Below are 24,835 nucleotides of genomic sequence, written 5' to 3'. Positions count from 1 at the left end.
GGCGTACCGGGCGGGATCAGGCGTACCTGGTCCCGCCGGACCACCCGGTACGCCCGTTCCCGCCAGGTACAGCGCGCGTGATGGGAAGGAACGGGCGCGTGCGGGCGGGCAAGTGCGAGAGCCGGGCACGGCTGACCGCCCGCGGGGGCGCGGGTCCCTAGGCTCGGGCACATGGTTGATGCGGTGGTCGTCGGTGCCGGACCGAACGGACTCGCGGCGGCGGTGACGCTCGCGCGGGCCGGGCTGTCGGTCGAGGTCGTCGAGCGGAACGACACGATCGGCGGTGGTGCCCGCACGGCACAGCTGACGCTGCCCGGGTTCCACCACGACGTCTGCTCCGCGGTGCACCCCATGGCGCTGCAGTCCGAGTTCTTCCGGCTCTTCCGCATGGAGGACCGCATCGAGCTCCGGCTGCCCGAGGTGCAGTACGGCCACCCCCTGGACCGAGGCCGCGCCGGCATCGCCTACCGCGACCTCGAGCGCACCGCCGAGGGCCTGGGCATCGACGGCCGCGCCTTCCGGAACCTCATGGCGCCCCTGTCCGGCAGCGCCGACCGGGTCGCGGACTTCGCCACCGACGCGTTGCTGCACGTCCCGCAACACCCGCTCACCGTCCTGCGGTTCGGTCTCCGCGCCCTCGAGCAGGGCAGCGCCGCCTGGAACGCCCGGTTCCGCGACGAGGTCGCACCGGCGATGGTCTCCGGCGTCGCGGCGCACTCGATCCAGCACATGCCGTCCCTGTCGACCGCCGCGGCCGCGCTGTCGCTCGGCTCCTACGCCCACGCCCGCGGTTGGCCCGTGCCGATCGGGGGCAGCCAGGCGATCGTCGACGCGCTCGCCGCCGACCTCGTCGCCCACGGCGGCACCATCGAGACCGGGCGCGAAGTCCGGTCCCTCGCCGACCTGACCCCGGCGAAGGCCGTCCTGTTCGACACGAGCGTCCCGGGCATGCTGCACATCGCCGGGAAGCAGATCCCCACCCCGAAGCGCGGGGCGCTGCGCCGCTTCCGGTTCGGCAACGCGGCGGCGAAGGTCGACTTCGCGTTGTCCGACCCGGTGCCGTGGACCAACACCGAGCTGCGGAAGGCCGGCACCGTGCACATCGGCGGCACCCGTGCGGAGATCGCCGAGGCCGAGCACGCCGTGGCACAGGGTCGGCACGCCGAACGCCCGTACGTCCTCGGGAGCGAGCCGACCGTGGTCGACCCGAGCCGGGCCCCGCGCGGCAAGCACGTCTTCTGGGCGTACGCGCACGTGCCCGCGGGCTCCGACGTCGACCCGACCGACGCGATCGTCCGGCAGGTCGAGCGTTTCGCGCCCGGCTTCCGCGACACCGTCCTGCAGTCGAGCAGCCGCACGGCCGTCCAGATGGGCGAGTACAACCCGAACTACGTCGGCGGCGACATCGCCGCCGGGGCCGCGAGCTTCTGGCAGCTCGTCAAGCGGCCCGTCCTGTCGTCCGATCCGTGGCGGATGGGCGGCGGCATGTACCTGTGCTCGGAGGCGTCCGCGCCCGGCCCGGGTGTGCACGGCATGGCGGGCTGGCACGCGGCCCGCAGCGCCCTGCGGCACACCTTCGGCCTGTCCGAGCACGTCGACCTCGCACCGGAGGACTGAACCTTGGCGAAGAACGTCCGCATCGTGCACTGCAGCCCGGAGGCCGTCTTCGACGTCCTCCGGGACGGCTGGCTCTACCCGACCTGGGTGGTCGGCGCCTCGCGCATGCGCGGTCAGGACCCGGGGTGGCCCGCCGTCGGTACGGAGCTGCACCACTCGTTCGGCATCTGGCCGTTCCTGATCAACGACACGACGATCTCGCTCGAGGTCGACGAGCCCCGGCGGCTCGTCATCCAGGCGAAGGGCTGGCCGGTCGGCGAGGCCCGGGTCGAGGTCGAGGTGGAACCGCACCCGCGGGGGAGCCGGGTGACGCTCCGCGAGAACCCCGTCCGGGGTCCCGGATCGCTCGTGCCCGGGTTCATCGCGCAGCCCGGCATCTGGATCCGCAACAACGAGAGCATCCGGCGGCTCCGCTGGGTCGCGGAGGGGCGCGCGGGCGCCCAGTAGACGGCATGGAGGCTCGTGGCGGCACCGCCACGGACCTCCGTGCCGCCACCCGGTCACTCCGCGCGACTGAACTCGCTCGCTCGACGCACCTGGTCGTCCGTCAGGGCGACGCCCGTGTACCGCTGGAACTGTCGCGCGGCCTGCAGCGCGATGACCTCGGCGCCGGTGATCACGCGCGCACCCGCGGCGCGACCGGCGCGGACCAGCGGGGTCTCGGCGGGGAACGCGACCACGTCGAAGACGGTCGACGCGGCCTCGACACGGTCCTGCGCGAAGGCGAGGGCGTCCTCGTCCGCACCGCGCATGCCGAGCGGGGTGACGTTGACCAGGACGTCGGCCTCGGGCGCCTCCTGCTCGCTCGCGACCCAGTCGAAGCCGTACTGCTCGGCCAGGGCAGGACCGGTCTCCGCGTTGCGCGCGACGACGGTGAGCTGCTCGAAGCCCGCACCGCGGAACGCCGCCGTGACCGCCTTGGCCATCCCGCCGGAGCCACGGAGCACCACGCGGGCCGTCGGGTCGACGTCGTGCGTGCGGAGCAGGGACGCGACGGCTTCGTAGTCGGTGTTCGACGCGGTGAGCACACCGTCGTCGTTCACCACGGTGTTGATCGACCGGATGGCGGCCGCGGACTCCTCGACCACGTCGACGAGGGGGATGATCGCCTCCTTGAAGGGCATCGACACCGAGCAGCCCCGGATGCCGAGCGCGCGGATCCCGGTGACCGCGCCGGGCAGGTCGGTCGTGGTGAACGCCTTGTAGACGAAGTCCAGCCCGAGCTCGTCGTAGAGGAAGTTGTGGAAGCGCGTGCCGATGTTGCTCGGTCGGGCCGCGAGCGAGATGCAGACCTGCATGTCCTTGTGGAGGATGGGCATGGCACGAGTCTCCCACGCCCGTGCCGATGGAGCGGTCCACTCCCGGTACCCGACAGCAGTGCCGTCCGGACGGGTTAGTGTGGCGGGATGCCGGTCTCCGTCTTCGATCTGTTCAGCGTCGGGATCGGCCCGTCGAGTTCCCACACCGTCGGGCCCATGCGTGCCGGCGCGGCCTTCGCGGCCGGGCTCGCCGACGCCCCCGTGACCGGGCTCGACGTCCACATGTACGGCTCGCTCGCCTCGACCGGGCAGGGACACGGCACGCTCGGTGCGGTGCTCGCCGGGCTGATGGGCTCCGACCCCGAGACGGTCGACCCGGACGCGATGGCAGCGGCCCTGGACGACCTCGAACGCACCGGTGTGCTGCGGCTCGCGGACGGGGCGACGGTGCCGTTCCGCCAGGCCGACATCGTGCTGCACCCGCTCACCATGCTGCCCCGCCACCCGAACGCGATGCGGCTGCGGGCGACCGGTGCCTCGGGGGCGGTCCTCGCCGAGGAGACCTACTACTCGATCGGTGGCGGGTTCATCACGAGCGACACCGAGGGTGCCGTGGCCGAGGCCGCGATCCCCGTCGACGACGCCGTCCCGCACCCGTTCTCGAGCGGCGCCGAACTCCTCGCCGCGTGCGCCGCGACCGGCCTGCCCGTCAGCGGCGTCGCGATGGCGAACGAGACCGCGACACGGACCGGTGCCGAGGTCCGCGCCGGACTCCTGCACGTGCACGACGTCATGCGCGAGAGCGTCGACCGCAGCATCCGCCGCACCGGCACGCTGCCCGGCGGCCTGACGGTCCGGCGTCGCGCGGCGAACTGGCACGAGCAGCTCACCCGCGACGACCCGCACCACGACCCGCTCTTCGCGATGGAGTGGGTGAACCTCACCGCGATGGCGGTCAACGAGGAGAACGCCACGGGTGGCCGGGTCGTCACCGCCCCCACGAACGGTGCCGCCGGGATCATCCCCGCGGTGCTGTACTACGCCCTGACCTACGTCTCCGAGGTCCTCCCGGAGGACCGCGACGACGCCGTGGTCCGCTTCCTGCTCACGGCCGGGGCCATCGGCTCGATCTACAAGGAGCGGGCGTCGATCTCGGGCGCCGAGGTCGGCTGCCAGGGCGAGGTCGGCTCCGCCGCGTCGATGGCGGCGGCCGGGTTGGCCGAGGTCCTCGGTGGGACCCCCGAACAGGTCGAGAACGCCGCCGAGATCGCGATGGAGCACAACCTCGGGCTGACCTGCGACCCGATCGGCGGCCTCGTGCAGATCCCCTGCATCGAGCGGAACGCGATCGCGGCGAACAAGGCGATCAACGCGGCCCGGATGGCGCTGCGCGGGGACGGTGTGCACCACGTGTCCCTCGACCAGGTCGTCGAGACGATGCGGCAGACCGGTGCGGACATGTCGACGAAGTACAAGGAGACCGCGATGGGCGGACTGGCGGTCAACGTCCCCCTCTGCTGAGCGGCCGCAGCGCGCTGCGTCGTGGCGACGGCCCCGGTACGACCGCCCGGGCCGGTCAGTGGACCTGCATCTCCAGCGGGATCGCGCGCGGTGCGACGTGGTGCTGCCCGTCGTCGGTGCGGACGATGAGTGCGGGACGCCCCGGGGTGTCGAGGACGTCCACCGCCGTCCCGGCGACGAGTCGCCCGCGATCGCGGTAGCGGACCACCGCGTGGATCGGGACGTCGTCGGCGGGGACCGGTCGCCACCGTGGTGCTCGTGCGCGCTCCGTCTCCATCACTCCACCTCCATCACTCCACCATGGCGTCTGTCCGATTCGCGCACCAAATCGCTGAACGCTGCTCACGTGCACTGCCGGGAGGCGCTCCGGCCGCCGCGGGTACGGTCGGACGCATGAGCGACACGGACCACGACCACCTCGGCGACGGCGTCGACATGTCCTTCGAGGAACGCCGACAGGACACCCTCCGCAGGATGTCCGGGTCGGACGAGCACGACGCCGACCCGCGCGTCGAGGTCTCCCGCGCCGAGGACGGGGACGTGCGCATCGACGTCGCGGACTCCGCGGCCGTCCGCCCCGGGGACGCCGACGGCACCGACCCCCGGACCGACGCGACGCAGGACCCCCACCCCGCCGACTGAGCCCTCCCTCGCACGACGCGACCCCGGCGACACCTCGCACCGCGGTACCGCTGCGAGCACCCGCCGACGGTGCGTCCCGCGGGAAGGAGGATGATCGTCGGGTGCACCTCGTCCTCCACCGCGTCGACGGCGGCGTCACCGCGACGCCCCTGACCGACGCGGGGGAGCCGGCCGGCGAGCCGACGCGCCTGGACGAGCCGGGCCTCCCGGCCTTCGTCGCCGCGCACGACGCACCCGACGTGCGCTGGGTCTGGGACGACACCGCCCGCTGGTACCCGGCCGTCCTGGCGGCCGGAGGACGCGTCGGCCGCTGCGTCGACCTCCGCCTGTGCCGTCGCATCCTGCGCGGCGCGCTCGCCGCGCGGGGGACGGCCCTCGCGACGGCACCACCCGACACGTGGGACGACCCCGGCCAGGAGGCCCGCCCCACCCGCCCCACCCGCCCGACGCAGGCCCGCCTGTTCGACGACGCGCTCTTCACCGTCGCACCGGCCGACGACGCAGCCGATCCGGTCGCCGAGTTCCGCCGCCAGCTCGACGCGGTCGCCACGTCGACGACGCCGGGCGCACTGCGCCTGCTCACCACCGCCGAGTCGGCGGGAGCCCTCGTCGCGGCCGAGATCCTGTCCGCGGGTCTGCCCTGGCGTCCGGACGTGCACGAGCGCCTGCTCGAGGAGGAACTCGGCCCCCGGGTACCCACCGGGGTGCGGCCGCGCCGGCTCGAGGAGCTCGCGGGGGAGATCCGCGCACACCTCGGCGACCCCGCACTCAACCCCGACTCGCCCGCCGACGTCCTGCGGTCGCTCCGGGCCGTCGGCCTGATGGTGACGTCGACGCGCAAGTGGGAGCTGCAGGAGCTCGAGCACCCGGTCATCGCGCCGCTGCTCGAGTACAAGCGCCTGTCCCGCCTGCTCACCGCGAACGGCTGGGCATGGCTCGACGAGTGGGTGCAGGACGGGCGCTTCCACCCGAAGTACGTCGTCGGCGGGGTCGTCACCGGGCGCTGGGCGGCGGCCGGCGGCGGTGCCATGCAGCTGCCGAGGACGGTCCGCAGTGCGGTGGTCGCCGACGACGGCTGGGCCTTCGTGGTGGCGGATGCGGCGCAGCTCGAACCGCGGGTGCTCGCGGCGATGGCCGGTGACCGGGCGATGGCGACCGCGGGCGACGGGCGGGACCTGTACGACGGGGTGGTCGCCTCGGGCGCGGTCGAGACGCGGCAGCAGGCGAAGGGCGCGATGCTCGGCGCGATGTACGGCGCGACCCAGGGTGACGCTGGACGGCTCGTCCCGCGGCTGGCGAGGGCGTTCCCTGCGGCGCTGGGGCTCGTCGACCGGGCGGCCCGGGCGGGCGAGCGCGGCGAGCCCGTGACGACGCTGCTCGGCCGGACGTCGCCCGTCCCCGACGAGGCCTGGTTCGCCGCGCGCAACCGCGCCTGGTCGGTGGACGGCACGCCGGCGCAGCAGCGGGCGGTCGAGGGGCGTGCCCGCAGCTGGGGGCGCTTCACGCGGAACTTCGTGGTGCAGGGCACCGCGGCCGAGTGGGCACTGGCGTGGATGGGATCGCTCCGGACCCGGCTCGCGACCCGGTTCCCCGGCCCGCTGACGGCCGGGCCGCACCTGGTGTTCTTCGTGCACGACGAGATCGTGGTGCACACGCCCGTCGAGCACGCCGCGTTCGTGGCGGAGCAGGTCCGGGCCGCGGCGGTCGACGCCGGACGGCTGCTCTTCCGGGACTTCCCGGTGGTCTTCCCCCTGACGGTGTCGACGGTGCGCGACTACGGGGCAGCGAAGGACTGAGCCCGGGCCGGCGCGTGCGGGTGCTCGCCCGCCGTGAGGACTGTGTCCGGGCCGGCGCGTGCGCGCTCGCAGCCTGGGACGGGCAGGGTGGGTCGATGGAGCGACACCACGACGAGGACCCCTCGGCTGCCGGTCGGGTCGACCGTGCGGAGCAGGCGGCGGTCGTCGAGGACCGGCGCGTCGGTGACCTCGACCTCACGACGTGGCGGTCCCGGGCCGGCCACACGGTCGCCGAGGGCTGGGCGGCACTCGGCCGTCGCTACGGCGCCCTCCCCCTGCTCGTCCTGACGCTGGCCGTCGGTGTCGGCATCGCCGCGACCGCGACCTGGGCGGCATCGGAGGTGTACGACGCCGTGCGGGCGTCCGACGACGTCGCGGTGCTCGACCGCCCCGTCCTCGACTGGATGCTCACCCTGCGCTCGCCGTTCGCCGACCAGGCGGTCACGTGGTGGACCGACATCGCCGGGACGATCGGGATGCCGATCGTCGCGGTCTGCTTCCTGATCGGCTTCACGGTGCAGCGCCGCGCCTGGACCCCGCTCGTGCTGCTCGTCGCGGCGAGCGGCGGCTCGCTCCTCATGACCATCGCAGGCAAGGACCTGATCGGCCGTGCCCGACCGCCGCTGTCGGACGCGGTGCCGCCGTACGAGCACTCGCCGTCGTTCCCGTCCGGCCACACGCTCAACGCCACGGTCGTCGTCGGCATGATCGTGTACCTGCTCATCCTGCGGCAGTCACGCACGGTCACCCGGGTGTGGACGATCGTCATCGGCACGCTCTTCGTGCTGTCGATCGGCGTCTCGCGGGTGTTCCTGGGCCACCACTGGACGACGGACGTGCTCGCCGCGTGGGCCCTCGGTCTTGCGTGGCTGGCGCTCGTGATCACGGCGCACCGGCTGTACCTGACCGCCCTCCACCGGGGTGCCGACCCGGTCGTGCGCGGCCGCGGACCGGCACGCCCGGTCAGGTCGTCACGGTAGGTTCACCCGCATGGAAGAACGGGTCTTCGGCGGCAGGTACCGCGTCACCGGCACGCTCGGTCACGGCGGCATGGCCTCCGTCTACCGCGCCGTCGACGAGCAGCTCGGCCGCGAGGTGGCCGTCAAGGTCTTCCGGATCGGCGCGGTCGACCACGGCGAACGTGCGCGCGCCGAGGCCGAGATGCACACGCTGGCCGCGCTCCGCAGCCCCTCGCTCGTCACGCTCTACGACGCCGCACTCGACGACGGCAACGGCGACTCGTACCTCGTGATGGAGCTCGTCCCCGGCAGCGACCTGGACACCCGGCTGCGCGAGGGCCCGCTCGACACCACGACGACCGCGCGCACCGGCGCCCAGGTCGCCGAGGGACTCGCCGCCGTGCACGCGCAGGGCATCGTGCACCGTGACGTGAAGCCCGCCAACGTGCTGCTCGAGAGCGACGGCCAGCACGTCAAGCTCGCCGACTTCGGCATCGCGCTGCTCCGGGACGCCGCCCGCGTGACCGGGACCGGCACCGTCATCGGCACCGCCGCCTACATCTCACCGGAGCAGGTCCTCGGGCGCGAGGTCACCGGTCAGGCCGACGTCTACGCCCTCGGGCTCGTCCTGCTGCAGTGCCTGACGGGTGCACGTCCGTTCCCCGGCACCGCCGTCGAGTCCGCCACCGCGCGGCTCACGCGGGGCCCCGACATCGACCAGCACCTGCCCACCGCGTGGCGGACGCTGCTGCACGTGATGACGGCGCAGGACCCGGCCGAGCGCCCGACCGCGGCCGAGGCGGCCCGACGTCTCCGTGCCCTCGAACGCGACGGGACGGCACCGGCGACCCAGCTGCTCCCGGGCGGACCCGGCACGCTCACCCGTGCTGCCGGCGGAGCGGCCGGTGCCGGAGCCGGTCTCGCCGGTGCCGCGCTCGGTGCCGGGGGACCGGACGCAGCCCACGCCGACCAGGCCACCCAGGCCATGCCGGGCGCTGCGGACGGCGACCAGGCCACGCGGGCGATGCCGACCGCCGGCGGTGCCGACGCCGCGACCCGGGCGTACGACCGGACGGGTGCGCAGGACGACGTCGCGACGACGGTCCTCGGTGCGCAGCGGGGCGCCGGTGGAGCGGGCGCCGCCGCTGCTGCTGGCGGTGGTGCGGTGGCCGGTGGTGCCGCGTCGCGAGGAGCCGGTGGTCCAGCGGGGGCTGCCGGACGGGGCGGTCCCGGTACGGACGGACCGAAGCGACGGCGTGCGGGGATCATCACCGCGGTGGTCGTCGGGATCCTCGTCCTCGCGGGGATCGGCGTCGCGCTGATCGCGCTGGGCGGAGGAGACGACTCGACGCCCGCGCCGACCGACTCCAGCGAGCCCTCGTCGCCGACGGAGCAGCAGACGAGCGAGCCGGAGCAGCAGCCCAGCCAGGAGGAGCAGCAGCCGAGCGAACCCGCGCAGGAGCCGAGCGAGCCGGCGCAGGAGCCCAGCCAGGAGCAGCAGCAGCCGAGCGAGCCAGCGCAGGAGCCGAGCCAGCCCGCCGACGATCCGAGCGTCGGCCCCGAGCCGGGCGGTCCGGCGTCCAACCCCGTCGAGGCCCCGCAGGGCGGCGCGGGCAACAACGGCAACGGCAACGGTCCCGGGAGCAACAGCGGCAAGGGCAAGGGATCCGGTGCGGCGGACACGACGGTCGACACCACCGTCGGGTCGCTCACCCAGGGGCCGGCGACGGGCCCCGGCCGCGGCTGACGCGGTCGCTGCCGACCCCGGCGCGGTGGACGGACAGCGTCGAGCCGACGCCCACCGTCGCGGGAGCACGCTCGGAGTATGTCGATGAGCACACCGTTCGATCCGCAGCAGCCCGGCGCCGATCTCCCCGTGGACGGCGACGACCAGACCGAGATCGAGGTCGAGGAGGACCGCGGCGCCGACGTCGGCCCGGACTCGGTCGACCCGTCGATCTCGCCGGCCCCGCACGAGGACGAGGACGAGGCGGGCGGCGGCCCGGTCGCCCGGTGACCCGAGACGGCTGACCGATCTCGCCCCGACGGCCCGCAGGGGGACGACGGACGACCCGCTGACGACCGCTGACGACCGCTGACGACCGCTGACGCGACGACGGGCTGCCCCCGGACGATCCAGGGGCAGCCCGTCGTGGTGCTGCGGCTCAGACGCCGCCGCGCCGGAGCCAGCGGGTCGACCGCCACGAGCGCGACCGCAGCACCGCGTCGATCGCGTCGCGCAGGATCTGCTCGTCGGTGGCCGGGTCGACGAAGGCCGACGCCCGCACGGGGCCGCTCGTCCCGCGGAGGCGCGAGACGGCCCGGAGCGGAGCGCTCACGCGCCACGACCGCGACTCCAGCAGGGAGATGAGCCGCTGCGCCAGGGCGAAGCGCTCACCGTGGTCGACGGACGACTCCTGCGCCACGGGTGCGGGGAGCGGAGCCGGCTGCTCGGCGAGCTTCACCAGCTCTCGGATGCGCCGCGTCTCGCCGGCCGGCAGCAGGATCGGCAGGGCGTCGATCTTGCGGTCGACGGAGTACTGGTTCAGCAGCCACTCCGCGATGTCGTGGTCGGTGCGCGAGCCGTCCTGCGACACCCACGTGTGGTAGATCGCGGTGAGCTGCAGGGAGTCCGCGACACCGACGAGCGACGCGGCACGGAGCAGGTAGTCCCAGTCCTCGGTCGTGGTCAGCGACTCGTCGAAGCGCAGTCCGAGGTTCGTGAAGAGCCCGCGCGGGAACGCCGCCGTCATGAACGGCGTCTGGTTCAGCACGAGGTGCTTCACCATCGAGAACTCGGCGTCGTAGGGCCGGGTGATCGGCCCCTCGGTACGGACGCCCCAGTGGCCGCTCGTGCTGACGACGTCGGCCGCCTGCAGGGACCCGACGCTGCGGAGCACCATCCCCGGGTGCTTGCGGTGCACGTCCCGGAAGGCCGAGACCCAGTGCGCGAAGACCAGGTCGTCGTCGTCCAGCGCCACGACGTACTGCCCGGTCGCCAGTCGGAAGCCCTCGTTGAGGAGCGTGGCGCGCGAGCCGTGGTCGACCTTGACGAAGCGCGTGCGGCCGGCGATCGACGGCGGCTGGCGTTCGATCAACCGCTCGAGCACGATCTGCGTCGCGACGTCGACGTGGTGGCCGATGATGAGCACCTCGAAGTCCTGGTCCGTCTGGCCCGCCAGGCAGGAGAACACCTCGGCGAGCTGCTGCGGACGACGCCCCTGCGTCCGGATCACGACCGTGAGGAACGGGTCGTCCTCGGTCGACGTCCGGGTGACCGCGGCGGCGGGGACCGGCCCGGGCAGGCAGGCCCAGACGAACTGGTTCACGCGGGCGTTCGGCGCGGCCTGGTCGCGCAGCGCGTTCATCCACTGGTTGACGGTGGTGCCACGCATGAGCGCCGGGTGGTCGAGCGGGAAGTGCTGGTCGCTCTTGCTCAGCAGGAAGTCCTCGCGGTCCGTGCGGTGCAGACCGGCGGCACGGAGCGTGCGCTCGAGCTCGGGCTCGCTGTAGAGGTGGACGTGGGTGTCGTCCAGCAGCCCGGTGTCGGTGTACTCCCATGCGCCGAACGCCAGCTTGAACCCGACGTCGCGGTGGGTGTTGTTCGGCACGCTGAGCACGAGCGGAGCGCTGTGGTCGCGGAGGAACGTCGACACCTCGGCGAGCACGGCCCGTCCGGCGGGCAGGTGCTCGAGCCCGTCGAGCATGGTGACCCCGAGCACGCGGCGGTCGCCGACGACGTCGCGCAGCAGCACGCGCACCGCCTCGGGATCGCCGACGTCGCCGACGTGGGCCTCGAAGCCACCGTCGCGCAGCGCCGTCACGGCGTCCGCGTCGACGTCGACCCCGACGTACGTCGCGCCGAGCTGGTCCTCGACCGCCGCGGCGATGGCCCCGTAGCCGCAGGCGAGGTCGAGGAGGACCGCCGGCTCGCCCGACGTGACCACGGAGCGTCGCAGGAGGCGGAGGACGGCCCCGTAGGTGTTCTCCTCGGAGTAGGCGTTGTCGTAGCGTGCCTCGTCGTTCACAGTCCGTACCGGTGTTCCGCGTAGTTGCCGCCGGTGAATTCGGCGGTCGTGTGGTCGGGGTCGTGGCGGTCCGCGAGCAGACCGTCGTCGCGCCGGCGCCGGTACTCGGCGCACGCACGCGTGGCCTCCGGCTCCGGGTTCGCGTCGAAGAACCGCAGGATGTCCTCGCTGATGTCGGGCCGGGACCACTTGTCGGCGAGCAGCAGGGCGGACTCCACGGAGTAGTACCGTTCGGCGGACGTCGGCTCGAGGACGCCGCTCGTCGACCCGATGCGCTTGTCGTGGAACGCGAGGGCTGCGGGGACGATCGCCACGCCGAAGCCGCGCTCCCGGATGCGCCAGGACAGGTCGACGTCGTCGCAGTACATGAAGAACGACTCGTGGTCGTACCCGCCGAGCTCGTCGAAGAGCGCGGAGCGGACCATGCAGAAGGCACCGGCGACCCACGAGGTGATGCCGCTCCGGACGTCGTAGTCCTTGGGGTGCTCGAGGGGGAGCTGCTTCGCCTCGACCGCGCCGATCGTGGTGTCGTCCATGCGCTCGACCAACTGGCTGAGCGTGTCCCCGGTGATGATCACGTCGGGGTTCGCCATGATGCGCAGCTCGGAGTCGTCCTCGGCCGCGAGGCGGTTCTGCGCGCCGCCGTGCCCGAGGTTCTCGCCGAAGGACACGTAGTCGAGCGAGGCGAGGTTCGGCGTCGCCCGGCGCCAGCGCTCGAGCAGGGCCGGGTCGACGGTCGCCGCCGGTGAGCAGTCGCCGTAGCGCACGCGGACCCCGGCGACGCGGTCGTCGAACCGTGCCCAGCGTGCGGCGTTGTCGAGGCTCTCGAGTGCGCGCTCCACCCGCTCCGTGTCGGAGTGGTAGAGCACCGACTGGATGGTCACCATCGGTCGGGTCATGCGGTGTGGTCCTCGCTGATCAGGGTCGGGATGCGGTGGGTGCCGAGGTGGGTCGGGTCGTCCTCCATGACGAACCGGGCGGCGTCGCGTCGGAGGGCGATGTACTCACCGCGCTCGTCCGACAGGAAGGCGTGCACGAAGTGCGGTCCGTTCCCGAACACGACGGCGTCCAGGTCGAACCTGACCGTCGCGGAGCCGTCGAGCGGCGAGAGGACCTTCTCCACGCGACCCGTGTCGGTGCCGTACACGAGGTTGCCGAGCGAGTTCTCGATGAGGAACCCGGCGTTCCAGCGGTCGAGCGGCGTCGCGTGCTCGTAGCGGACCGTGATGCGCAGCGGGTCTCCCGGGCGGACGATCTCCTGCGGCTCGCGTCCTGGGACGCGGACGTCGACGTCCGTGACCCTGCCCGGCGTGGGGTCCTGGTCGGGGTCCTCGGCCTCGGCCTCGGCGAGTCGGCGGCCCTCGAGGATCTCGCGGAAGTTCTGCACCGCCTCGCGGGCGGGCCCGTGGTACTTGACCTCACCGTGGTGGAGGACGACCGCGGTGTCGCAGAGTTCCTGGACCTGGCCGAGCGAGTGCGACACGAGCACGATCGTGCGGCCCTGCGCCTGGAACTCCTTGATCTTGTCGATGCACTTCTTCTGGAACTGCTCGTCGCCGACGGCCAGCACCTCGTCCACCAGCAGCACGTCGGGGTCGGTGTTGATCGCGACGGCGAAGGCGAGCCGGACGTACATGCCCGACGAGTAGAACTTCACCTGCGTGTCGATGAAGTCACCGATGCCGGAGAACTGGAGGATCGCCTCGAACCGGGCGTCGACCTCGTCGCGGGGGATGCCGAGCACCGAGGCGTTCAGGTAGACGTTCTCGCGGCCGGTCAGGTCGGGGTGCATCCCGGCGCCGAGCTCGATGAGGGCGGCGAGGCGACCGCGGCGCTCGACGACGCCGGTCGTGGGCTCGAGGATGCCGCCGATCATCTTCAGCAGCGTCGACTTGCCGGAACCGTTCGGTCCGATGAGGCCGACCGTGCTGCCGGCCGGGATCTCGAGGTCGACCCCCTGGAGCGCCCAGAAGTCCTCGCTGTGCCGGCGGCCTGCACGGCCGAAGGTGACCACCCGCTCCTTGAGCGAGTTGTCCTTGCGGATCGTGAACCGCTTCGACACGTCCCGCACGGAGACGACCACGGGTGCGCCGGGGCCGCCCCTGACCTCCTCGGACCGTCCGCGGAGTCCTGCTGCTCGGCTGCCCTGCCGCTCGTCCAATCAGGACTCCTCTGTGTTGCGTTCCGAAACCGAGGAGGATCGTAATGCGGATACGATGAAATGTCAGGCGTGTCCCCCGCTCTGGGGAGGGGGTGCCGGTGCCGCCGACGGCGCTCACGGCGTCCTGTCGGTCGGGGGCGGCAAGCTCGTGCGCATGTCGTTCGCGAACGCGTGGGACCCGTCGAAGGGTCGCGCCATCCCAGAGGACCAGGTCACCGAGGACGGACTCGAGCTCGACGAGGACACCGCCGCCGAGCTCGGCATCTCGTTCGACGTCGTCGGCGGCGCGTCGGCCGACCCGTCACGGGTCTCACCCGTCGACGTGCGCGTGCCGAGCGCACCGACCACCGACGACTGACCGGCCGCCCGCTCCCGACCGAGCCGAGCCGAGCCGAGCCGAGCAGCCTGGGGGCACGACGTGCGTCAGCACAACGGGGAGCACGCGACACCACAGACTTCCGTGGCGCGACGTGCTCCCCGTTGTGCTGAGCGCGGCACGGTCAGGGCCCAGCCCCGGAGCCCGGCACGGTCGAGGCCGGGCTCCGGAGCGCGGCACGCTCAGGGCCAGCCCCGCAGCCCGGTCAGGGGACGGTGTGCCCCGCCGCCGTCAGGACGCGGTACCACTCCTCGCGCGAGAGCCGGACGTCGGAACCCGCGGCCGAGTCCCGCACCCGCTGCGGGTTCGTCGTGCCCAGGACGACCTGGAAGTGCGCGGGGTGTCGGGTGATCCACGCGACCGCGATCCCCGTCGGGGTGACGCCGTGTGCCGAGGCGAGCTCCTCGAGCACGTCGTTGAGCTCGGCGTACTGCTCGCGGTCGCCGAGGAAGACGCCGTCGAAGAAGCCCTTCTGGAACGGCGACCAGGCCTGCAGCGTGACGTCGTTCAGGCGGGCGTGGTTGAGGATGTCGTTGTCGCGGTCGATCGACTGGTCGAGCCCGGCCATGTTCGCCGTCAGGCCCTGCGTGATCACGTTGGCGTGCGTGATGCTCAGCTGCACCTGGTTGAACGCGAGCGGCTGCCGCACCGACCGCTTCAGCAGCTCGACCTGACCGGGGGTGTGGTTCGAGACGCCGAAGTGGTGCACCTTGCCGGCGGCGTGCAGCTCGTCGAACGCCCGGGCGACCTCCTCGGGCTCGACGAGGGCGTCGGGACGGTGCAGGAGCAGCACGTCCACGTAGTCGGTCCGCAGCGCCTCGAGGGACTCGTGCACGGACTCGATGATGTGCTCGTACGAGAAGTCGAAGTACGCGCCGTCCGGCGTCGGGCGGATGCCGACCTTGGTCTGCAGCTGGATGTCGGCGCGCTCGGACGGCGACAGGGTGACGGCGGAACCGAACCGCTGCTCGCACCCGTGCCAGACGCCGTACACGGCGGCGTGGTCGAACATCGTGACGCCGGCGTCGCGCGAGGCGGTGTACAGCTCGCGGATGTCCTCGTCGCTCATGTCGTTGATCCGCATGAGGCCGACGACGACGTCGGACGCGGTGAGGTCGGTCTGTGGCAACTCCAGTGTCTTCACGCGCTCGATCCTGCCAGCAGCTCGCCGTGCGCAGAGAGGCCCTGCCGGTGCCCGTCGGGCCGCGCCCGGCAGTCACGCCCGACGCGACCGGGTGACGGACGGGAGGCGCGGTGCCGGACCGGCACCGCGCCTCCCGTCCGGTGCTCAGCGCATGGGCGACGCGGCCGGGCCGAGCAGACCGAGGAACGTCAGGTCGTCCGCCACCTTGGTGACGAGCGCGTGGTCGAGCGACGGGATGTCCGGTTAGCCGAGCGGACGCACCGAGCGGACCGCGGCCGCGAACGCGTCCGCGGGGATCGCGGACCCGGCGTGCGGCAGCTCCGGGGTCGCGAACGCGTGCAGCAGCGGCAGGACCGAGCGTGCACGGTCCTCGTCCGGCAGCGCCTCGAGTGCGGACCGGAAGCGCTCGACCCACTCGGCGTGGTCCGCGACCCGCTCGATCGCGTACCCGTCCTCGACCAGCCAGTCGACGAAGGTGTCCAGCGAGACGCCGTCGTCGTGCGGGTTGACGACGTTGAACGTCCGGTGGCCGTCGACCACCGACGCGCCGATGGCGTCGATCGCGGCGGCCGTGAAGTCGGCGGGCAGGCCGTCGTAGTGCGAGCGCTGCACCCGGCCGTCCGGGGTCCGCTGCGCGAAGGACACGGGTGCCAGCCCGGTCGCGAGCACGCTCCAGACCAGGCGGGTGAACACGTCGGGCAGGTTCACCTGGCCGCGCCAGCGCGGGTGCGCCAGCACCATGTCGGAGCGGAACACCGCGACGGGGACGCCGTGCTGCTCGTGCGCCTCGCGGAGCAGCACCTCGCTCGCCCACTTGCTCGCGCCGTACCCGTTCGCGTACTCGTCGGCGATCGTCCACTCGGGGATCGTCGACCGGATGTCCGCTCGCTCGGCGAGTGCCGCGGGGGCGTCGGGGGCGACGTCCTCGGTCGCGCTCGGGCGGGCTCCACCGGCGACGGCGACGCTCGACACGAAGGTGACGGGGACGCTCCCGGCGGCGATCGCGAGCCGGACGACCTCGGCGGTGCCGACGACGTTGGGCCCGAACAGCGCGGTGTACGGCAGGACGTGGTTCACCAGGGCGGCGGCGTGCGTGACGAGGTCGACCCGCGCGGCGAGGTCCTCCCACCGCGGTTCCTCGAGGCCGAGCAGGTGCTCGCTGACGTCCCCGGCGACCACCTCGAGCGACCCCGAGAGCTCGGCGAACCGGTCGGCGAACGCGGGATCGGCCGCGAAGGCCGCGTCCAGTCGACGGCGGGCAGCGGCGTCGTCCGACCCGCGCACGACGCAGACCAGCGAGCCGCCGACCGGTGCGAGCCGCTCGAGCCAGTCCATCGCGGTGAAGCGGCCGAGGTAGCCGTTCGCGCCGGTGAGCAGGACGGTGCGCGGCCCGTCCGAGGTGGGGCGGGGTGCGCGTGCCACCGGCGCGGGGACCGCACCGAGCAGGTCGTCCACCCGCAGGTCCGACGCCCGCAGCACCGTCGGGTCGGCGCCGTGCACGCGGGCGACGGTCGGCCGGTCGTCGGCGGCCGAGCGCTCGACGTACGCGGCCACGGCGGCGAGGTCGTTCGTCGGGTCGGTGATGACACCGACGGGTACCTCGGTCTCGAAGACGTCCTCGAGGACGCCGGAGAACGTCAGGGCCGACAGCGAGTCACCGCCGAGGTCCGAGAACCGGGCGGCCGAGGCGGTCTCGGTGCTGACCTCGGCACCGAGCAGGTCACGGGCGGCACGGACGACGGTGTCGACGGTCGGTTCGTCACCCACGTGCTCGCGCAGGGTCGCGACGAGGGTGCCGCTCTGCTGCTCGGCGACCGCGTCGTAGAGCGCGGCGAACCGGTCCCCGTAGCGGGCGGTGACCCGGGGGCGGAGGAGCTTGCGGGCATCGGAGAGCATGCCGTTGTCGACCGTGAAGGGGTCCGGTTCGACGATGATCGCTCGGGGCGCCTCGTACGGCGCGAGCCCGTGGGCGCGGGCGGTGCGCTGGAGGGCGGCGAGCAGGTCGCCCTCCGTGGCCTCCGGGTCGACGGGCACGACGACCGCGACGAGGAACGCGTGCCTGCTGTCCCCGTGCAGGGCGATCTGCCGGACCTCCGGCGTCCCACCGAAGGTCGCCTCGAGGGCCGAGACCGCGACGAACTCGCCCTGCGAGAGCTTGATGACGTTGTTCCGGCGGTCGAGGTACTCGTACGTGTCCGGACCGGTCTGCGCCATCACGTCGCCGGTCCGGTAGAACCCGTCCTCGTCGAACACCGCGGCGGTGACGTCCGGGCGGCGGAAGTACCCGGGGATCACCGCGGTGCTCTTCACGAGCAGCTCGCCGCGCGGGTGCGGTCGGTCGGTGGTGCGGTAGCCGAGCTCGGGGACGTCCACCAGCTTGTGCTCGGTGACCGGTGGCTGCTGCACCACGCCGTCGCGCAGGATGCTGCCCGCCTCGGTCGAGCCGTACAGGTCGTGCAGCGGGACGCCGAGGCACTCCTCGAGGTACGTGCGGAGCTCGGGCGTGAGCGGGGCGCTGGCGCAGACGGCCTGCCCGACGCGACCGCCGAAGGCACGTGTCCGGAGGTCGTCCTGCACCTGAGCACGCACGGCCGCGGCGTCGGTGGCTCCGGCCGCGAGTCGGCGCTGCTCCTCGCGGGCGCCCTCCTGGCGGACCATCTCGGCGATCCGCGGGACGAGCACGAGCTCGGTCGGTGCGTAGACCCGCAGGTCCTCGAACAGGGCCGACAGGTCGGTCGAGGTCGCGAGCGCCACGGTGCCGCCGCGGCCGAGCGTGGCGAGCAGCGCCGCGCGACCGGTCAGGTGGCTCAGCGGGAGGTAGGCGTAGCCGACGGTCACGGCGTCCGGGTGGTCCGGCGGGAGTGCGTGCCAGAGCCGCTCGACCATGGACCGCGTGTACATCGCGCCCTTCGGGGTCCCCGTGCTGCCCGAGGTGTACAGCAGCAGGGCGAGCGGGTCCTCGTCGGGCGCCGGTCGCCACGGGGTCGGCTGGGGCAGTTCGCGGCCCCGTGCCACGAGGTCGGCGAGCGTCGGCAGCGCCGCCGCACCGTCGGTGCCCTCGGCCCCGGTCGCCCCGCCGGCCGCACCCGTCGTGTCGAGCAGGACGGTGTGCACCTCGGTGGCGGCCGCGTCGGTGACCGCCCGGGCCGTCGCGGCTTGGTCGGCGGTGACGCCCAGCCACACCGGCGTCGTCTCGTCGACGATCGCACGGAGCTGCTCGACGGCCGGGCTGGTCTGCAGCGGCACGCTCACCGCGCCGAGCACCGAGCACGCGAGCTCGAGGGTCACGACGTCGGCGCTCGGCGGACCGAGCACCGCGATCCGGTCACCCGGGGCCACGGACTCGCCGAGCACCGCCGCGAGGGCCCGCGCACGGTCCCGGAGCTCCTGGAAGCTCGTGTCGGTGACGACCTCGCCGTCCCGCTGTCGGATCGCCGTTCGGTCGGCGTACCGGTCGAACACCGCCTCGACGGAGGTGTCCTCGTCCTGCTGCACCATGGTGGTTCCCTTCCTCGTTCGTCCGACGCGCCCCCGCGCGCGGCCTCTCAGCGCGCGGCGAGCACGATGCCCGCACGCGCCGTCCCCCGGTCCACTGCCCACCGTCCCGTCGCCGCGAACGCCGGGCCGCGACGCGCGCTCGCCGTGAAGGTCCCGTCCGGGCGCAGCTCCACGTGGGCACCGTCGATGCCGAACCAGCCGTCGTGCGCGGCCGAGCGGGCCTTGACGACGGCCTCGGTCGCGGCGAGCAGGACGCTGTCCGGACTCTCAACCCCGGTTCGCCGGAGTGCGGTGAGACCCCACGCGACACGGTCGTCCGTGACGTCCGCGATGCGTCGGAGCACTCCCGGCGGCAGGGGACGTGCCGGCGTGGCATCGATGCCGATGCCGGCGTGGTCGTCGCGCCGGGCGACGGCGCAGGCGCGCAGGCCGGGGCAGTGGGTGATCGTGCCGACCACGCCCTCGGGCCAGCGGGGAGCCCCGCTCCGACCCACGGGCAGTGCCGTCACCGGGGTGCCGATCGCCGTCAGGGCACGGCGGGCGAGCAGGCGGCCGGTCCGGAACTCGGCACGCCGCGCCGGGACGGCACGGGCGATCGCCGCGCGTTCCTCGTCGGCGAGGGGGCCGCTCAGGTCGTGGTCGGCGGCGGCGGCGGCCACCGAGGCGGGGAGCAGCCCCACCCAGTCGGTCCCGCCTTGAAGTTGCACATTGCAATCAGACGCCCGGAAGCTCCGAGTCCCCCGGACGGGGCACGTCGCGGAGCGGCCGCGACCGGGTCCGTCAGGCGGGCAGGACCGCGACGACGGCCGAGCGGTCGCGCCAGGTCGCGGTCAGTGTCTCGCCGTCCGGCACGGGCAGCCCGATCACCCGCAGCACGACGAGGTCGCCGTGGTCGGTGCGCACCGTCGTCTCGGTCCCGTCGGTGCTGGCCGTGGCCGACGTCACCGTGGGGGAGTCCGGCGCCGACCCGCTGCCGACCGCCGTGCCCTCCTTGTCGAACCGTCCGGAGCCGTCGGCGCGCTCGAGCTCCGCCTCGTGCCCGCCGGTGGCGATCGCACGACGCAGGACGTCGGCGTACACCGGATCCGCGACGGCGTCGTACACCCAGCGCTGCCCGAGCACGGAGTGGTGCATCTCGCACACCAGGGAGCCCCGGGCGCCGTCGAGCGGAGCGCCGCGGTAGGTCAGCGGCGTGTGCAGGAGCCGTCCCTCGGGCGTCCGCACGACGATCTCCTCGACACCGACCTCGCCCTCGGGGTCGTCGAACCGGAAGCGGGTGACGATCTCGACGGCGGCACCGGCGGTGAGGCCGCTCCACGGCTGCGCTGGCAGCCAGGCGGCGAGGGCCTCGGCCTTGGACGGTCGGAGTTCTGCGCGGTGGATGACGGCCATGCACCGACGCTACCGAGCAGACCTCGGCTTCCACCGTCGGCCCGCCGCACGGCGGTCAGTGCCCGGCGGTCAGGGCGCGGCGGTCAGGGCACGGAGGTCAGTGCACGGAGAAGCCGCCGTCGACCGCGATCGACTGGCCCGTGACGTACGCGGAGCCCGGTCCGGCCAGGAACACCGCCACGGCCGCGAAGTCCGACGGCTCGCCGTTGCGCCCGACGAGCGTGCGCGCGGCGAGCGCCGCGACCCGCTCGGGGTCGGCGGACAGTCGCCTGTTGAGCGCGGTCTGCACGAAGCCGGGGACCAGGACGTTCGAGGTGACCCCGCTGCCCGACCAGGCCTCCGCCTGGGAGCGTGCCAGCGCCTCCAGGCCGGCCTTCGACACCCCGTACGCGCCGCTCGCGGCGAAGGGGCGGTGGGCCTGCTGCGAACTGATGCCGATGATCCGGCCGTACCCGCGTGCGGCCATGCCGGGCGCGAGCCGCTGGCCGAGCACGAAGGGTGCGTCGAGGTTGACGGCCATCGTCGCGTCCCACGTGCCCTCGTCGAGGTCCGGCATCGGCGGTCGCAGGTTGATGCCGGCCGAGTTGACGAGGACGTCCACCTCGCCGACGGCGTCCGCGAGCGCGTGGGCGCCCGCACGGGTCGACAGGTCCGCGACGACACCGGCGGCCGACCCGCCGTCGGCGGTGATCGTCGCGACGGTCTCGTCGATCGCCTCCCGCGTGCGCGCCGCGACCAGCACGTGGGCACCCGCGTCCGCGAGGGCGAGCGCGATCGCCCGACCGATGCCGGAGCTGCCCCCGGTGACCAGTGCACGGCGTCCGTCGAGGCCGAAGAGCTGCTCCAGTGCCATCCGGCCAGGCTACCGACGCCCGTACGCTGGGTCGGTGCGCGACGACCTGCTCCCCGTGCTCGCCTGCCCCGTCTGCGCCGAGCCCCTCGCCCGTGTCGACGGCGGGCAGGTCGGCTGCGCCACCGGACACCGGTTCGACGAGGCGAAGCAGAGCCACCTCACGCTCCTGCCCGCGAAGCGCCGCGCCCTGACCGCGGACACCCCGGACATGGTCGACGCGCGGATCCGGTTCCTCGGGCGGGGGCACTACGCACCGGTCGAGCGGGCGCTCGCCGCGGTGGTCGCCGCCACGGAGGCCCCGGGCGTCGTCCTCGACGTCGGCTCCGGCCCCGGCACCTACCTCGCGCACGTGCTGGACGCGGACGGACCGGACGAGACTGCATTGGCCGGGAGGCCCGGCTCGGCCCCGGCAGGCCCCGTCGCTGCCCGCCTCGGGGTCGCGCTGGACCTGTCACCCGTCGCCATCCGGCGGGCGGCACGCGTCCACCCGCGGGCCGGCGCCGTCGTCGGGGACGTGACCGAGCGCCTCCCGGTCGTCGACGACGCGGCGGCCGTCGTGCTGGACGTCTTCGCCCCGCGCAACCAGCGGGAGTACGCGCGGGTGCTCCACACGGACGGCGTGCTCGTCGTCGTGACGCCACGGACCGGACACCTGGCGGAGCTCGCCGAGGCGACCATCGCGGTCGACCCGGAGAAGGAGCGGCGGCTGCGGGAGTCGCTCGAGCCGACGTTCGCGCTGCAGGGGTCCGAGGACCTCACGTGGACGATGGAGCTGTCCGCGGAGGACGTGCACGACGTGGTGCACATGGGCCCGAGCCACCACCACGTCGATCCGGACCGGGTGTTCGCGCCGACGGCCGTGACGGCCGCGGTGACCGTGAGCACGTGGACGGTCGCCAGGCAGCACTGAGGCGCTGCCGTCGGCCGTCCACGTGCCGGGGTCGGGTGTCAGCCCTGCGGCACCGCCACGTCGAACTGCCACACGACGCCGAACCGGTCGCGCAGCTGCCCGGCGAGCGGGGCCCACGGCGAGGGCGCGAGCGGCTGTCGCACCTCGGCACCCTCCGACAGCGCCTCCCAGTACCGGGTGACCTCGTCCGCGTCGTCGCCGTGCACGAAGACGTAGCAGGCGTTCGTGCCCTGGTCGTACGGCTGGTCCGGCCAGACGTCGAACGCCATGATCCGGAAGCCGGCCTCGGTGTTGACCTGACCGAACACGATGCGGTCCGCCCAGGCGGGGTCCTGGGACGCGCCCATCTGGCCGTAGGTGGCGGCGGTCACGGTGCCGCCGAACGCGGATGCGTAGTGGTCCAGGGCCTCGCGGGCCTGTCCGTCGAAGTTGAGGTGGGTCGTGGTCTCGATGCTCATGGATCGAGTGTCGCGAGCGTTGCGGTCAGATCGTGACCGCTTCTCCGACGAGGATGGACGACGTGTCCGGACCCTCCTCGCGCATGCTCGCGCTGCTCTCCCTGCTGCAGGTGCACCGGGAGTGGACGGGCGACGAGCTCGCCGGTCGCCTGACCGTGAGTCCGCGCACCCTCCGCCGCGACGTCGACCGCCTCCGGGACCTCGGCTACCGCATCGACTCCGTCCGCGGTCCGGCCGGCGGCTACCGACTCGCCGCCGGATCGGACCTGCCGCCGCTGCTGTTCGACGACGACCAGGCGGTGGCGATCGCCCTCGCCCTCGCGGTGGCGCCGGCATCGGGTGCCGACATCGCCGAGGCCGCCACCCGCGCGCTCGCGACGGTGCGACAGGTCATGCCCGAACGGCTCCGGAACCGGGTGGACCTGGTGGATGCCGTCGTGGGATCGTCCGCCCCGCGGGTCGATCCGGACGTGCTGGTGGCCGTCAGCGAGGCCGTGCAGCGCCACGAGGTGTTCCGGTTCGGGTACGGCACGGACGACCGTCCCCGCAGGGTCGAACCGCACGCGGTGGTCGCCCGGCACGGTCGGTGGTACCTGCTGGCGTGGGAGCCCGAGCACGACGACTGGCGGACCTACCGGGTGGACTGGATCACCCCGCGGATGCGGACGCGGCTGCCGTTCGTGCAGCGACCCGTACCCGGTGGGGACGTGGCAGCCTTCGTGGCGGCCCGCTTCAAGGGGTCCGACCGCGACGACGCGTGGCCGTGCACCGGGTCGGTCTCGCTGACCGCTGCCGACGCCGCGCGGGTCGCCCCGTTCCTGCCGGAGGACGCCGTGCTCGAGGATGCCGACGACGACCGTCGACGGCTGACGCTCGGGTCCTGGTCGTGGGACGGTCTCGCCGGCGCGATCGCCGGGCTGACGGTGCCGTTCGTGGTCGAGGGGCCGGAGGAACTGCGTGCTGCTGTCGACGCGCTCGCCACCCGACTGCGCCGATCGTTCAGGGACTGACCGGACCGTCCTCCCTCAGGCGTCGGCTCCAGATCGGCTCGTCGAGCCAGGCGGGGACGAGACCCATCGAACCGACGTCGATCCCGTCGACCGCTGGGAACGCGGACAGGAGTTCTGCGGTACGGACCTTCCAGTCGACGTTCGACGGCACGGAATCGAGCAGGTACGCCAGGACTGCCAGGACCTCGTACACACCGAAGCGTTTCGGTGCCCGGCCGACCACGAGGTGTGCGAGCGCTGGGACCTGCTCTGCGCTCGCCCGCTTCGGTGCGGCGACGAGCTTGCGGTTGAAGAGTTGCGAATGGTGGGCCGCGACGTTGCGGACGTAGTTGACCGAGGCGAGCCAACTCCGCATCAGCTGCTTCGTCGGGACGGCGAAGGATGCAGCGACCTCCGTCGCGAGGTCGTTCCGCAGTCCTCCGTAGAGGCGTGACACCTGGCCGAGCTCGAGCAGCTCGACGATCACCCAGATGGGCATCCGACCGTCGTAGTGTTCGCGGAAGTGCGCGACGAACGACTCGTCCGACCGGGTCTTCCGGTCCTCCAGGCGGTCGAGCCACCGAGCGTGCTCGCTCCTCGGGTCGTCCCCGTTCCGCGGTGCGCAGAAGGCCGTGTTGAAGATCGCTGGATCTTCGTGGGCGAACGGAGACACCGCCCCGAGGACGTGTGCAAGGCACGTCCGGAAGGCGACCTCGAAGCGCTCGACCGCCTCGAGGACGAGCAGGCGCAGCGACCGATCGAAGGTGAGCAGCTCGCAGGCTGCGTCCAGGTCGGCACCGGGACGGTACTGCTCGAGCACGACGGTGGTGTGGCGTCCGCTCTCGTCGATCTCCGTTCCGGAGACACGGAACGGGTAGAGGTAGCCGCTCAGGCGGTAGTAGCCGCTCTCGCGGAGCGCTGCTGCCGCGTGGTCGTGGTCCTCGATGGACAGACCCCGCTCGCGCAGCAACGCGATCTGCTCGTCGATCGACAGCCACGGTTTCGCGTACGACACCTCGTCCTCCCACCCCGAGACGAGAAAATCGGCCCGAGCCGTGAGGCGAGCGGGCCGATCGTGATGCTCCGAGGATAGCCGAGCCGTCCACGGCGGGCAACGGTGAAGCTCCCTCGTGCCCTGCGCGTTAGGGCGGTGCACGCGTCCGTCAGGACGGCGTGAGGATTCCGTGAGGACCGGCCTGGAGGCACCCGGCCCGAACCAGCATCGGTACCGC

23 protein-coding genes are annotated in these 24,835 nt (G+C 73.3%); 11 read left to right on the top strand and 12 right to left on the bottom strand.

Going from position 1 to position 24,835, the window contains the following annotated elements:
- The first annotated feature begins 171 nt into the window (after positions 1-171).
- Both PIJ49_RS10775 and PIJ49_RS10770 read left to right on the top strand, forming a co-directional pair.
- Positions 172-1,617, top strand: a complete 1,446-nt coding sequence (locus PIJ49_RS10775; protein WP_271826580.1) for a phytoene desaturase family protein — start codon at positions 172-174, stop codon at positions 1,615-1,617.
- Positions 1,618-1,620: 3 nt separating this feature from the next.
- Positions 1,621-2,064: an SRPBCC family protein gene (locus PIJ49_RS10770; RefSeq protein WP_066657286.1), complete on the top strand. Its 444-nt coding sequence runs from the start codon at positions 1,621-1,623 to the stop codon at positions 2,062-2,064.
- Positions 2,065-2,117: 53 nt separating this feature from the next.
- Here PIJ49_RS10770 and PIJ49_RS10765 read toward each other — a convergent pair whose 3' ends face one another.
- Entirely contained in the window at positions 2,118-2,936 is an 819-nt protein-coding gene (locus PIJ49_RS10765) for a shikimate 5-dehydrogenase (protein WP_251155590.1), read from the bottom strand.
- A gap of 87 nt (positions 2,937-3,023) precedes the next feature.
- Between PIJ49_RS10765 and PIJ49_RS10760 the strand changes: the two genes are divergently transcribed.
- Positions 3,024-4,397: an L-serine ammonia-lyase gene (locus tag PIJ49_RS10760; RefSeq protein WP_271826579.1), complete on the top strand. Its 1,374-nt coding sequence runs from the start codon at positions 3,024-3,026 to the stop codon at positions 4,395-4,397.
- Positions 4,398-4,452: 55 nt separating this feature from the next.
- Here the strand turns inward: PIJ49_RS10760 and PIJ49_RS10755 are convergent, their stop codons facing one another.
- On the bottom strand, positions 4,453-4,674 hold the full coding sequence (locus tag PIJ49_RS10755) for a hypothetical protein (RefSeq protein ID WP_066657269.1): 222 nt from the start codon (positions 4,672-4,674) through the stop codon (positions 4,453-4,455).
- 116 nt (positions 4,675-4,790) lie between these two features.
- Between PIJ49_RS10755 and PIJ49_RS10750 the strand changes: the two genes are divergently transcribed.
- From PIJ49_RS10750 to PIJ49_RS10730, 5 genes are all read left to right on the top strand, one after another.
- Positions 4,791-5,039, top strand: coding sequence for a hypothetical protein (locus tag PIJ49_RS10750; protein WP_245172042.1), 249 nt, complete (start codon positions 4,791-4,793; stop codon positions 5,037-5,039).
- A 101-nt stretch (positions 5,040-5,140) separates the two neighbouring features.
- Positions 5,141-6,835 carry a bifunctional 3'-5' exonuclease/DNA polymerase gene (locus PIJ49_RS10745; RefSeq protein ID WP_251155588.1) on the top strand — a complete coding sequence of 565 codons (1,695 nt, stop codon included), beginning with the start codon at positions 5,141-5,143 and terminating at the stop codon, positions 6,833-6,835.
- 95 nt (positions 6,836-6,930) lie between these two features.
- The gene (locus PIJ49_RS10740; protein ID WP_251155587.1) at positions 6,931-7,815 is read left to right on the top strand and encodes a phosphatase PAP2 family protein; all 885 of its coding nucleotides are present in this window, start codon (positions 6,931-6,933) and stop codon (positions 7,813-7,815) included.
- A 10-nt stretch (positions 7,816-7,825) separates the two neighbouring features.
- Complete coding sequence (locus PIJ49_RS10735) at positions 7,826-9,541, top strand: serine/threonine-protein kinase (protein WP_251155586.1); 1,716 nt, start codon at positions 7,826-7,828, stop codon at positions 9,539-9,541.
- Positions 9,542-9,625: 84 nt separating this feature from the next.
- The gene (locus PIJ49_RS10730) at positions 9,626-9,811 is read left to right on the top strand and encodes a hypothetical protein (RefSeq protein ID WP_251155585.1); all 186 of its coding nucleotides are present in this window, start codon (positions 9,626-9,628) and stop codon (positions 9,809-9,811) included.
- Positions 9,812-9,959: 148 nt separating this feature from the next.
- Here the strand turns inward: PIJ49_RS10730 and PIJ49_RS10725 are convergent, their stop codons facing one another.
- Genes PIJ49_RS10725 through PIJ49_RS10715 form a run of 3 tightly spaced genes read right to left on the bottom strand, consistent with a single transcriptional unit; the run spans position 9,960 to position 13,905 of the window.
- A complete protein-coding gene (locus tag PIJ49_RS10725; protein ID WP_251155584.1) occupies positions 9,960-11,822 on the bottom strand; it encodes a methyltransferase domain-containing protein in 1,863 nt (620 codons plus the stop codon).
- Positions 11,819-12,721 (bottom strand): glycosyltransferase family protein, encoded by a 903-nt coding sequence (locus PIJ49_RS10720; protein WP_209684848.1) that lies wholly within the window; start codon positions 12,719-12,721, stop codon positions 11,819-11,821. The genes PIJ49_RS10725 and PIJ49_RS10720 overlap by 4 nt, the downstream gene beginning before the upstream one ends.
- Positions 12,718-13,905 (bottom strand): ABC transporter ATP-binding protein, encoded by a 1,188-nt coding sequence (locus PIJ49_RS10715; RefSeq protein WP_406907355.1) that lies wholly within the window; start codon positions 13,903-13,905, stop codon positions 12,718-12,720. The genes PIJ49_RS10720 and PIJ49_RS10715 overlap by 4 nt, the downstream gene beginning before the upstream one ends.
- A gap of 232 nt (positions 13,906-14,137) precedes the next feature.
- Here PIJ49_RS10715 and PIJ49_RS10710 point away from each other — a divergent pair, with 232 nt between their 5' ends.
- Positions 14,138-14,341 carry a hypothetical protein gene (locus PIJ49_RS10710; protein ID WP_066657251.1) on the top strand — a complete coding sequence of 68 codons (204 nt, stop codon included), beginning with the start codon at positions 14,138-14,140 and terminating at the stop codon, positions 14,339-14,341.
- A 223-nt stretch (positions 14,342-14,564) separates the two neighbouring features.
- Here the strand turns inward: PIJ49_RS10710 and PIJ49_RS10705 are convergent, their stop codons facing one another.
- From PIJ49_RS10705 to PIJ49_RS10685, 5 genes are all read right to left on the bottom strand, one after another.
- Positions 14,565-15,503 carry an aldo/keto reductase gene (locus tag PIJ49_RS10705; RefSeq protein WP_209684849.1) on the bottom strand — a complete coding sequence of 313 codons (939 nt, stop codon included), beginning with the start codon at positions 15,501-15,503 and terminating at the stop codon, positions 14,565-14,567.
- A 243-nt stretch (positions 15,504-15,746) separates the two neighbouring features.
- Positions 15,747-19,001 carry a thioester reductase domain-containing protein gene (locus tag PIJ49_RS10700; protein WP_271826578.1) on the bottom strand — a complete coding sequence of 1,085 codons (3,255 nt, stop codon included), beginning with the start codon at positions 18,999-19,001 and terminating at the stop codon, positions 15,747-15,749.
- A gap of 47 nt (positions 19,002-19,048) precedes the next feature.
- Positions 19,049-19,708 carry a 4'-phosphopantetheinyl transferase family protein gene (locus PIJ49_RS10695; RefSeq protein ID WP_271826577.1) on the bottom strand — a complete coding sequence of 220 codons (660 nt, stop codon included), beginning with the start codon at positions 19,706-19,708 and terminating at the stop codon, positions 19,049-19,051.
- Between the two features lie 73 nt (positions 19,709-19,781).
- Complete coding sequence (locus PIJ49_RS10690) at positions 19,782-20,393, bottom strand: CG0192-related protein (RefSeq protein WP_066657243.1); 612 nt, start codon at positions 20,391-20,393, stop codon at positions 19,782-19,784.
- A 97-nt stretch (positions 20,394-20,490) separates the two neighbouring features.
- Entirely contained in the window at positions 20,491-21,246 is a 756-nt protein-coding gene (locus tag PIJ49_RS10685; protein ID WP_066657233.1) for an SDR family NAD(P)-dependent oxidoreductase, read from the bottom strand.
- Between the two features lie 34 nt (positions 21,247-21,280).
- Here PIJ49_RS10685 and PIJ49_RS10680 point away from each other — a divergent pair, with 34 nt between their 5' ends.
- Complete coding sequence (locus tag PIJ49_RS10680) at positions 21,281-22,156, top strand: putative RNA methyltransferase (RefSeq protein WP_271826576.1); 876 nt, start codon at positions 21,281-21,283, stop codon at positions 22,154-22,156.
- Positions 22,157-22,194: 38 nt separating this feature from the next.
- On the opposite strand, the gene PIJ49_RS10675 is transcribed toward PIJ49_RS10680, so the two are convergent.
- Complete coding sequence (locus PIJ49_RS10675; protein ID WP_066657230.1) at positions 22,195-22,614, bottom strand: VOC family protein; 420 nt, start codon at positions 22,612-22,614, stop codon at positions 22,195-22,197.
- 62 nt (positions 22,615-22,676) lie between these two features.
- On the opposite strand from PIJ49_RS10675, the gene PIJ49_RS10670 reads away from it, so the two are divergent.
- Positions 22,677-23,624 (top strand): helix-turn-helix transcriptional regulator, encoded by a 948-nt coding sequence (locus PIJ49_RS10670; RefSeq protein ID WP_271826575.1) that lies wholly within the window; start codon positions 22,677-22,679, stop codon positions 23,622-23,624.
- Here PIJ49_RS10670 and PIJ49_RS10665 read toward each other — a convergent pair.
- Positions 23,614-24,618, bottom strand: a complete 1,005-nt coding sequence (locus PIJ49_RS10665) for an Abi family protein (protein ID WP_271826574.1) — start codon at positions 24,616-24,618, stop codon at positions 23,614-23,616. The genes PIJ49_RS10670 and PIJ49_RS10665 overlap by 11 nt on opposite strands.
- Between the last annotated feature and the right edge of the window lie 217 nt (positions 24,619-24,835).

Source organism: Curtobacterium uvaldense, from assembly GCF_028307415.1.
GTDB lineage: Bacteria > Actinomycetota > Actinomycetes > Actinomycetales > Microbacteriaceae > Curtobacterium.
Note: the sequence above shows the minus strand (reverse complement) of the source record. Positions and strands in the feature narration are given on the sequence as shown.

What these genes read in the sequence shown, in the direction of transcription:
- PIJ49_RS10760 (WP_271826579.1), top strand. Translation starts at nt 3,024, where the DNA reads ATGCCGGTCTCCGTCTTCGATCTGTTCAGCGTCGGGATCGGCCCGTCG.
- PIJ49_RS10750 (WP_245172042.1), top strand. Translation starts at nt 4,791, where the DNA reads ATGAGCGACACGGACCACGACCACCTCGGCGACGGCGTCGACATGTCC.
- PIJ49_RS10675 (WP_066657230.1), bottom strand. Translation starts at nt 22,614, where the DNA reads ATGAGCATCGAGACCACGACCCACCTCAACTTCGACGGACAGGCCCGC.
- PIJ49_RS10700 (WP_271826578.1), bottom strand. Translation starts at nt 19,001, where the DNA reads ATGGTGCAGCAGGACGAGGACACCTCCGTCGAGGCGGTGTTCGACCGG.
- PIJ49_RS10720 (WP_209684848.1), bottom strand. Translation starts at nt 12,721, where the DNA reads ATGACCCGACCGATGGTGACCATCCAGTCGGTGCTCTACCACTCCGAC.
- PIJ49_RS10730 (WP_251155585.1), top strand. Translation starts at nt 9,626, where the DNA reads ATGAGCACACCGTTCGATCCGCAGCAGCCCGGCGCCGATCTCCCCGTG.
- PIJ49_RS10710 (WP_066657251.1), top strand. Translation starts at nt 14,138, where the DNA reads ATGTCGTTCGCGAACGCGTGGGACCCGTCGAAGGGTCGCGCCATCCCA.
- PIJ49_RS10755 (WP_066657269.1), bottom strand. Translation starts at nt 4,674, where the DNA reads ATGGAGACGGAGCGCGCACGAGCACCACGGTGGCGACCGGTCCCCGCC.
- PIJ49_RS10740 (WP_251155587.1), top strand. Translation starts at nt 6,931, where the DNA reads ATGGAGCGACACCACGACGAGGACCCCTCGGCTGCCGGTCGGGTCGAC.
- PIJ49_RS10735 (WP_251155586.1), top strand. Translation starts at nt 7,826, where the DNA reads ATGGAAGAACGGGTCTTCGGCGGCAGGTACCGCGTCACCGGCACGCTC.
- PIJ49_RS10765 (WP_251155590.1), bottom strand. Translation starts at nt 2,936, where the DNA reads ATGCCCATCCTCCACAAGGACATGCAGGTCTGCATCTCGCTCGCGGCC.
- PIJ49_RS10690 (WP_066657243.1), bottom strand. Translation starts at nt 20,393, where the DNA reads ATGGCCGTCATCCACCGCGCAGAACTCCGACCGTCCAAGGCCGAGGCC.
- PIJ49_RS10685 (WP_066657233.1), bottom strand. Translation starts at nt 21,246, where the DNA reads ATGGCACTGGAGCAGCTCTTCGGCCTCGACGGACGCCGTGCACTGGTC.
- PIJ49_RS10775 (WP_271826580.1), top strand. Translation starts at nt 172, where the DNA reads ATGGTTGATGCGGTGGTCGTCGGTGCCGGACCGAACGGACTCGCGGCG.